This is a genomic window from Pseudobutyrivibrio sp. AR14 (assembly GCF_900101325.1).
Taxonomy (GTDB): domain Bacteria; phylum Bacillota; class Clostridia; order Lachnospirales; family Lachnospiraceae; genus Pseudobutyrivibrio.
In genome coordinates this window covers 1-7248 of record NZ_FMUY01000028.1, presented here as the reverse complement: position 1 = coordinate 7248, position 7248 = coordinate 1, and the positions used below count along the sequence as shown (strand labels likewise).

The following is a 7248-nucleotide window of genomic DNA, read 5'->3' as shown; positions in this document are numbered from 1 at the left end:
TATGTCCAAAATGCTGAAAAATCTCACCATTTTCATAAGTTACTGCAACTCTCATCTCATTGTCTCCTTTTTTTCTTTTAGCATTGATGCTTTCGCCTTTTGATTTGAAGTTGTTTAACTCCCCGATTCTATCTTTTTCATAGTGTCTTCTAAAATTACCTCTCGCAATTCTGTAAGCCAAGAGGAAAACGCTACTGTATCGAATGCGTAGGTCTTGTTGAGTTCAAACTCATTTTCAGACCAAGTATCTAGTGGCGATTCATTATGCTGAATCAAGGCTTCTAGTTTATCTAGTGATTTATAAAGCTTAGCTTCCTTAGTTTCTTGTGCATCCATTTCTTTATAAAGTGCCGCTATGTCTTCAGATAATTCTGTAGGAAGCGTTTTTACCCACTGATTTAATAATGAATCTTCAACTTCTCTATCAGAGTCAGTCTTTACAAAAGTTGGAATATCGCCTGTAAAGCACTCGCCAAGATCATGTATAAGGCACATATCAACTACCTTATTTATATCTATATCTTTAAATTCGTGTCTTAATAAAAAAGCCATAAGCGAAATACGCCAACTATGCTCAGCTACGCTTTCCGTCCTGCGTTTTGTTGTTGTGCAATGTCTTGGGGTATCTTTTAGTCTTTCCGCAACATGCAATATTTCCAAGTACTCTCTAACATCCATAGTATTCTCCCATTCGTTATTCCTACCTTACAAACAGCTGATTTGTATATTTAACTATCTTCAATTATACAGAATCCTTTTCCAGCAAGGAATATACAATTCAAAACAACAACAAAAAAAGGACAGCTATCTCTTTCAAAATAACTGTCCTATGTAAAAAACCTGGGTGTGACTTCAATTCATAGCAATCGCTATTTTAGAAAATTGGTACTAATACCTTTTTTCTAAATCATCGAATATAAATGACATAATAATAGACCATTACTGGCTTCCCCAATGATAAGTACCTAGAATCCTGGACATACATTAATGGACCACTAACCCCGTCCCCTAGGGCCTTTCCTCTATAAAATGTACACGCCCAGTCTCTTGGCGTCCGCCTGGATTTCCCGCACAGCATAGCCTACCTGGTACTGATTGTATGCGACTGCATCGTACGCTGGGCTTCCTGGCTTGTAGATGGTCTTTCCCATTAGGCTTGCTAACAGCCTTTCCGGAATGATGCTCATCATCACAATAGCCATATCTGGGCGCACTCCCTTGGCCTTCAAATAGGGAATCATCCTTTTGACATTTTCCATCACAGATGTCAGTCCATCCTCAGATTGAACCACCTTTTCAAAGCTGCCTCTTTTTAATACTTCCATCTCCATAGCGGCATTGAGGACGTAGTGATTCACAAGCCATCCATCAATATCCCTGTGCAATGACACCTTAAATCCTGCTGACTCAAATAGATTTTTCACTGCCTGTTCTCTTTTATTTAGCTTCTTTTCGCTTACCCCCAGCTGGATTATTCCATGTAAAATTCCATGAAGCACATTGTCGGTAATTCCGCCCCCTGCTCCAGGAAATCCTATAACAAACTGCTCTGCAGACAAGCCCAAAAGATTTCCCAACTTAGATAAAGGATTTCCCATGGTATTTCCCATAAGAAGCACTGTGGCATCTCCTGCCACCGGTGCGATTGTTTCTATCGCTCCCGCGATCTGCTCTGGATTTACACTGACGATAACAAGATCATAGACTTCCTCAGCGGGTATCTCGTAGCGAAGATTAATTGGCCACATCTCATCCACCGTTCTCTTTTGACGCCCATCGTATGTGTGCAGCTCTAAAGTATCTGCATAATTGCGGCTGCCGCCCTTTCTCACTAAAAAATCAATCTGGGCTCCTGCCTGCTCCAAGGCCCAGCCATACTGGGCTCCGATAACACCTCTTCCTAATATCAATATTCTCATATGAAACTCCTTTACTGAACAAATGTTGATTAATGAACAACTGTATGTTATCGTCATCATATAGGATGAAGTTTTTAACTTCAATGATTAGTATTCTCACATATGTTGAGTACTCAACATATCAGATGTATTTGTTCAGAAAGTAGGGAATTATGGATCGAAGAGTTGCAAAAACAAGAAAGCAGATTGTAGCTGCATTTTTTGAACTGTTAAAGAAAAAAAGCTTTGAAAAAATCACAATCCAAGATATTGCTGACAAGGCGGACATCAACCGCGGCACTGTATATCTGCACTTTGCAGACAAATATGCCCTCATGGACTACTGCATCGACAGCTATGTAGATGAGCTCATCAGTCAATGCGGCGAGAATGAAGAAATCCGCCTTCAGCGGGAGGCTTTCCAGCGTCTGTTTGACTATCTAGGCGACCATCTAGAGACTTACCAACTGCTTTTAGCTAATGACCGCAACAATACCTTCAACAAAAAACTAACAGCCACCGTAGAACAACAGGTGGCTGTGGCTATTAAACATATGTCAAAAAAACAGGGTCCTTCTCAGGAGATGCTCATTCGTTTCCTAGTGTCCGGGCTCTTAGGCGTCATCGACTGGTGGATTAGAAACTACCCAGTCTGCAGCTCTAAAGAGGCTACAGATATAATGCTGGAGCTGTCTACTCCATACCTATAATGGACCACTAACCCCGTCCCCCTGGTCCATCAAGAAGCTTCTCATATATCTCAAGGTCAACATCCTTAAATACATTAAAGACAATCTTCATATCACTTCTCGTTGCGTCCAGCCAATTACTTACTGTTTCTACAGCAATCTCTGCCGCTCTCTGATTTGGAAACATAAATACGCCAGTTGATATGCAGCAAAATGCGATTGATTTCAAACCGTTTTCAGCCGCCAAATCAAGACAAGATTTGTAACAAGAAGCTAATAATTCCTCATGCTCTTTTGTTAAAGGTCCCTGAACTATAGGACCTACTGTATGGATAACATACTCGCATGGAAGATTGTATGCAGGGGTAATTTTTGCATGGCCTGTAGGTTCCTGATGACCCTGACGACGCATAATGTCAGCACATTTTAGGCGAAGTTGAATTCCTGATTTTGAGTGGATAATGTTGTCGATGCAATTATGAAGGGGCTGAAAGCATCCACACATTCCTGAATTAGCCGCATTTACGATAGCATCAACCTTTAGTCTGGTAATATCCCCCTGCCAAACATAGATGTTGATTCTTGATTCTACTGACTTTAACTCATCTATAGATACCAACCCACTGCTAGCATTTTCTTCCTTTAAATACTCATCCTGAATCCGTAAGAATTCTTCACTTATAGTTTTTGGCTCTCTCACATTCATTAGAGCCCTAAGAAAATCCTTCTGGTCTTTTGCAGCCTCTGGAATATCGTAATTGCGATAATAATCATCCTCTGCCATAATCTCTTTAATGAGCCACATTCTTCTTTCAGTTTGGTTCATAATAAACCTCCACCTATTTCAATCCAGCAAGTATTTCATCTATATAACCCCGTCCCCCTGGGCCATCAATGACCAATCCAAACACAATGCTCCTCAGCCTCAGTGTTAAACAAAATATACTTCTCCAGCACATCCTGCATCTTAAGCTCCTCAACATCATACTCATTCATATTTTCCAGAATCCTATCGTCAAGGGCCGACACCGGAGTGCCTGGAATATATAAAATATAATGCACCGCACTACTATCCTCTAATCCGTATGGGGTTATGTATATTCGATAAGCCTCGTACCCGTTGGATAATGTCTCATATCCTTCTGTATCTGGAGTATATTTCAAATCTATATCAGACATAGTCAATGAATATGAATACTCATCAATCTTTTTTGCATAAGTGAATCTTCCAATAAACTCATTGATAGTTGTTATTTCATTCTCATAATCACTTTCATAATAATCCCCTTCAAAGCTACCGTTTTTGTCTACGGAAAACGCAGTTTCAGTTCCTCCCTCAACCCTAGATAAACTAAAATCTATAGGAAAATACTCCATTATCTCCAAGAAATTGTCACTATTATAACTAGCTATATATGGCTCGAAATTAATCTCCAATTCCTTCCACTCAGCCTCAGCCCCATTTTTAATTGTCTCGGTAAGCCCAACTTCGGCCTCTCTGTCAGCTATCATTTTTTCCACCTCTGACAGAGTATAGAAGTCCTCTCCACCATAATATTTTCTAAGTGGACTATCCTCGTCATATATAGACTCATCATCCTCTAGCTCGCAGTAACAATAACCTCTGTATCCATGCTCCCAATCTAAGAATTCATCTTCTTTAGCGAACTTTCCATAAGAACGAACAGTATCGTCCTCATAATATTCACCTGAATTTGGCGTGTTAAAATGAAAATCAATCAGAATGTACTCACCACTATACTTAGCGACTTCATCCTCTGACAATTCATAGGCGCCTCCATTCCCGTATAGTACTCTATCCTCCTCAGATATCCACGCAAGTTCAGTAGAATCTGAATATATGAAATGCCACTTCCCATCGCCATCCACGAAACTTTTATCGAAAGAATGACTAGCAGCTCCTCCAGAACCATCACCGTAAATATAGCCATATTCATTAATATGGATGTAGCTCCTACTCCAGGCCACATCCGAATATACGGTCTTAAGCTTTCCATCAAATTCCTTGATAATAATATACTCAATCCATCCCTCAGTTGACATTGGAGTGTCAATATGAAGCGCTAATTCAGGCTCCCCATCAGCCCCACAATCAATGTAGGCATATTCGATTTTATCAAGCCATATCTCAACAGAGTCATCATCCCCTATATAATCAGCAATGATACAATTAACAAGCTCTTCTAGGGTGTACTCCTCACCCTCATAATTCTCAAATGTATAATATTCGCCCTGCTGCACATGTTTGCCAATTGTAACAGGCACCTCGTTATTAAGAAATCTTTCATAGAGGTCCTGAGCATCAATCTCTGATTCTTTCTCAGATTCCTCCACTTTACTGACATCTGTGCTCTCAGAAATATCAGCAGACGCTGCCTCTTTCTTACCACATCCTGCCAGTAGCATTATGCCTATTAAAAAAATCGCTGTTAATCTATTCTTCAAAAAAATCACCTCTTGTAAAAATGGACCACTAACCCCGTCCCCCTAGGCCTTTTCTGGCCTTCGCCTGCTCAATAAGCTGCTGCGCCTCCTCAAATGCCTCCGGAAGATAATCAGCGTACCATTCTTTTCCAGCTTTCTCCGCCTTCTTTATCTCTTCCCAAGCAGCATGCTGCTCTTCCCTAGACGAGTAGGATACGCCACTAAACACATGAGGATGCCTCCGCACCATCTTATCAGCGACAACCTGGCAAACATCTTCAAATGTAAATAGGCCTTCCTCTTCTGCTATCACACTGTGAAACATCACCTGCAAAAGCAAATCCCCTAACTCTTCCTTTAGATTCTCCGCATCATTTGTTCTTTCAAGAATGTTAATTCCACTGACCACCTCGGCAGCTTCCTCAATTACCTCTGGCTTGAGACTAGTGTGGGTCTGCGCTCTGTCCCATGGACAGCCAGTCTCGCTCCTTAAAGTCTCAACTATTTCCTTTAGTCTATCTATCTGTGCCATATTATCTCCTATAATTTTTAAACAAGCCGCAGTAGCAATAGCTATTGCGGCTTCAAGTTTATAATTAATATATCACATTTATATCTCTTCCATGTACCATTTCGTCAAACCTACGGGTTTTTTAGCGTTTTTTCCATATCACCCGTAAAAATTTTGAAAATATCCACTCACTGTGTATTATCTCAGCCCATATGATAGACATCACTTCCACCTTGGGTAGTAACCAGCAATCCATGCTCCTCAAAGGCATCTCCACCTCATCAAAACTCGCAAATCCCTACGGGTATATTCGCCATTTTCATTTTATACCCGTAGGTTTTGAATTCCGGCTCTCAAGTTATGCCACAGTGACCGTTTCAAAACCCATTTTCTCGAAAAATGGACCACTAACCCCGTCCCCCTGGTCCATCGCGCCATGGGCCAATTCTATTCTAATACTCCTATTCCTTTTAAATAGTTACCAATATATTCAATAACTTTCTCCGCTCTTGTAATTTGTTTTTGAGCTTCATCTTTTGATGCAATAAAGAAGTCCAAATAATCAGCCTTCTCTCTGTTTTCAGAAGCCTCTTTTATTAGTTTTGAAACTTCTTTAGGAAACACTCCACTTTTAACATACTCCTGATTAAAATGCGCTATAACACCACTGTGCTTGCTACTATCAAAACCGTCCAATGCATTGACAGCTCTAATGGCATGAAATATTGCATAATAACCTCTATTCAGTGAATTTTTATACCTTCCATTCTCAAACATGAGCTTTTCGTCATACAAATCTTCTTGGCTTGTCTCGAATCTATACTTCGCTAACTCAGTCATGCTGCTTTCCATAAAATAATTCCCTCTTTCTCAACATTTTTATAAAAAGGAAGTGTTTTATTCCACTCCACATATTGATCATAATCTATTGGAACAACAGATAACGTAACTGCCAAATCCAATTCATAGTCAACAACTATATCAACCATTTTGTCATGCATTTCTTCTGTATTTCCAACTTTCAGAATAACTGCGATATCCACATCTGATTCAGGTGTCTCTTCGCCTCTAGCGTATGAACCATACAGTACTATACTATCTAAAGTAGCTCCATAGGTTTCGCTTAGTTTTATACACATTTCCTTAAGCGAATGCATCAACTCTGGATTATGCTGATTAAGCATAACTTTCTGTCTCCACTTCCTATATTTTCCACTTCTAAGTCTTTTATCAGCTGGCAACGCTGTATCCTTTGGAATGAGCCACTGCCTACCAACCTTTTCACCCGACAATGTACCATTAATAAGCATTCTACGTATATTACCAGGATCTTTACCTGTTAAATTAGAAAATTCATTTACTGTATAATAACTTACCATTATCTTCACCTCTGTTTTGACTATAACACGCTATCGTGTAATTGTCAAAATAGCCCCTGGTCCATCAAACAAGCCGCAGTAGCATTAGCTATTGCGGCTTGAACATTTCTAATCTACTATATCATTTTTCTATATCGTTCCATGTCCTTGGCATCAATTTTAAGTACTGCACATGCCTGTTCAAAAGAATAGTTAAATGATTGCATGATACTCTTTATCGAAAAAGCTATGGCCTCAGTATATCCTTCCGTTCTTCCCTTATTAGTCAAATCTATAACAGCCTTGCACATATTATAATTACCTTCCTTGTTCATCATTCGCCATCT

At 39.8% G+C, this 7248-nt stretch carries 9 protein-coding genes; 1 reads left to right on the top strand and 8 read right to left on the bottom strand.

What is annotated here, in order from left to right:
• Positions 1 to 114: 114 nt before the first annotated feature.
• Positions 115 to 678: an HD domain-containing protein gene (locus BLP50_RS13890; RefSeq protein ID WP_090155823.1), complete on the bottom strand. Its 564-nt coding sequence runs from the start codon at positions 676 to 678 to the stop codon at positions 115 to 117.
• A 344-nt stretch (positions 679 to 1022) separates the two neighbouring features.
• Positions 1023 to 1919 (bottom strand): ketopantoate reductase family protein, encoded by an 897-nt coding sequence (locus BLP50_RS13885; protein WP_176753793.1) that lies wholly within the window; start codon positions 1917 to 1919, stop codon positions 1023 to 1025.
• A 152-nt stretch (positions 1920 to 2071) separates the two neighbouring features.
• Between BLP50_RS13885 and BLP50_RS13880 the strand changes: the two genes are divergently transcribed.
• A complete protein-coding gene (locus tag BLP50_RS13880) occupies positions 2072 to 2608 on the top strand; it encodes a TetR/AcrR family transcriptional regulator (protein ID WP_090155819.1) in 537 nt (178 codons plus the stop codon).
• Positions 2609 to 2615: 7 nt separating this feature from the next.
• Here BLP50_RS13880 and BLP50_RS13875 read toward each other — a convergent pair whose 3' ends face one another.
• The 6 genes from BLP50_RS13875 to BLP50_RS14395 all read right to left on the bottom strand — a co-directional run.
• Positions 2616 to 3413, bottom strand: coding sequence for a protein-ADP-ribose hydrolase (locus tag BLP50_RS13875; protein ID WP_090155817.1), 798 nt, complete (start codon positions 3411 to 3413; stop codon positions 2616 to 2618).
• Between the two features lie 65 nt (positions 3414 to 3478).
• On the bottom strand, positions 3479 to 5053 hold the full coding sequence (locus BLP50_RS13870; protein WP_090155814.1) for a hypothetical protein: 1575 nt from the start codon (positions 5051 to 5053) through the stop codon (positions 3479 to 3481).
• A 28-nt stretch (positions 5054 to 5081) separates the two neighbouring features.
• Positions 5082 to 5564: a MazG nucleotide pyrophosphohydrolase domain-containing protein gene (locus tag BLP50_RS13865; RefSeq protein ID WP_090155812.1), complete on the bottom strand. Its 483-nt coding sequence runs from the start codon at positions 5562 to 5564 to the stop codon at positions 5082 to 5084.
• 426 nt (positions 5565 to 5990) lie between these two features.
• The gene (locus tag BLP50_RS13860) at positions 5991 to 6395 is read right to left on the bottom strand and encodes a HEPN domain-containing protein (RefSeq protein WP_090155809.1); all 405 of its coding nucleotides are present in this window, start codon (positions 6393 to 6395) and stop codon (positions 5991 to 5993) included.
• Positions 6380 to 6922 carry a nucleotidyltransferase domain-containing protein gene (locus BLP50_RS14530; RefSeq protein WP_242869288.1) on the bottom strand — a complete coding sequence of 181 codons (543 nt, stop codon included), beginning with the start codon at positions 6920 to 6922 and terminating at the stop codon, positions 6380 to 6382. Before BLP50_RS14530 ends, BLP50_RS13860 begins: the two co-directional genes overlap by 16 nt.
• A 116-nt stretch (positions 6923 to 7038) precedes the next feature.
• Positions 7039 to 7248, bottom strand: a 210-nt coding sequence (locus BLP50_RS14395; protein ID WP_176753792.1) for a hypothetical protein, incomplete at its 5' end; no start/stop codon positions are given.

Excerpts from the sequence above, each read along its gene's own strand:
- BLP50_RS13890 (WP_090155823.1), bottom strand. The coding sequence starts at position 678 with ATGGATGTTAGAGAGTACTTGGAAATATTGCATGTTGCGGAAAGACTA.
- BLP50_RS13860 (WP_090155809.1), bottom strand. The coding sequence starts at position 6,395 with ATGGAAAGCAGCATGACTGAGTTAGCGAAGTATAGATTCGAGACAAGC.
- BLP50_RS13885 (WP_176753793.1), bottom strand. The coding sequence starts at position 1,919 with ATGAGAATATTGATATTAGGAAGAGGTGTTATCGGAGCCCAGTATGGC.
- BLP50_RS13865 (WP_090155812.1), bottom strand. The coding sequence starts at position 5,564 with ATGGCACAGATAGATAGACTAAAGGAAATAGTTGAGACTTTAAGGAGC.
- BLP50_RS13875 (WP_090155817.1), bottom strand. The coding sequence starts at position 3,413 with ATGAACCAAACTGAAAGAAGAATGTGGCTCATTAAAGAGATTATGGCA.
- BLP50_RS13880 (WP_090155819.1), top strand. The coding sequence starts at position 2,072 with ATGGATCGAAGAGTTGCAAAAACAAGAAAGCAGATTGTAGCTGCATTT.
- BLP50_RS14530 (WP_242869288.1), bottom strand. The coding sequence starts at position 6,922 with ATGGTAAGTTATTATACAGTAAATGAATTTTCTAATTTAACAGGTAAA.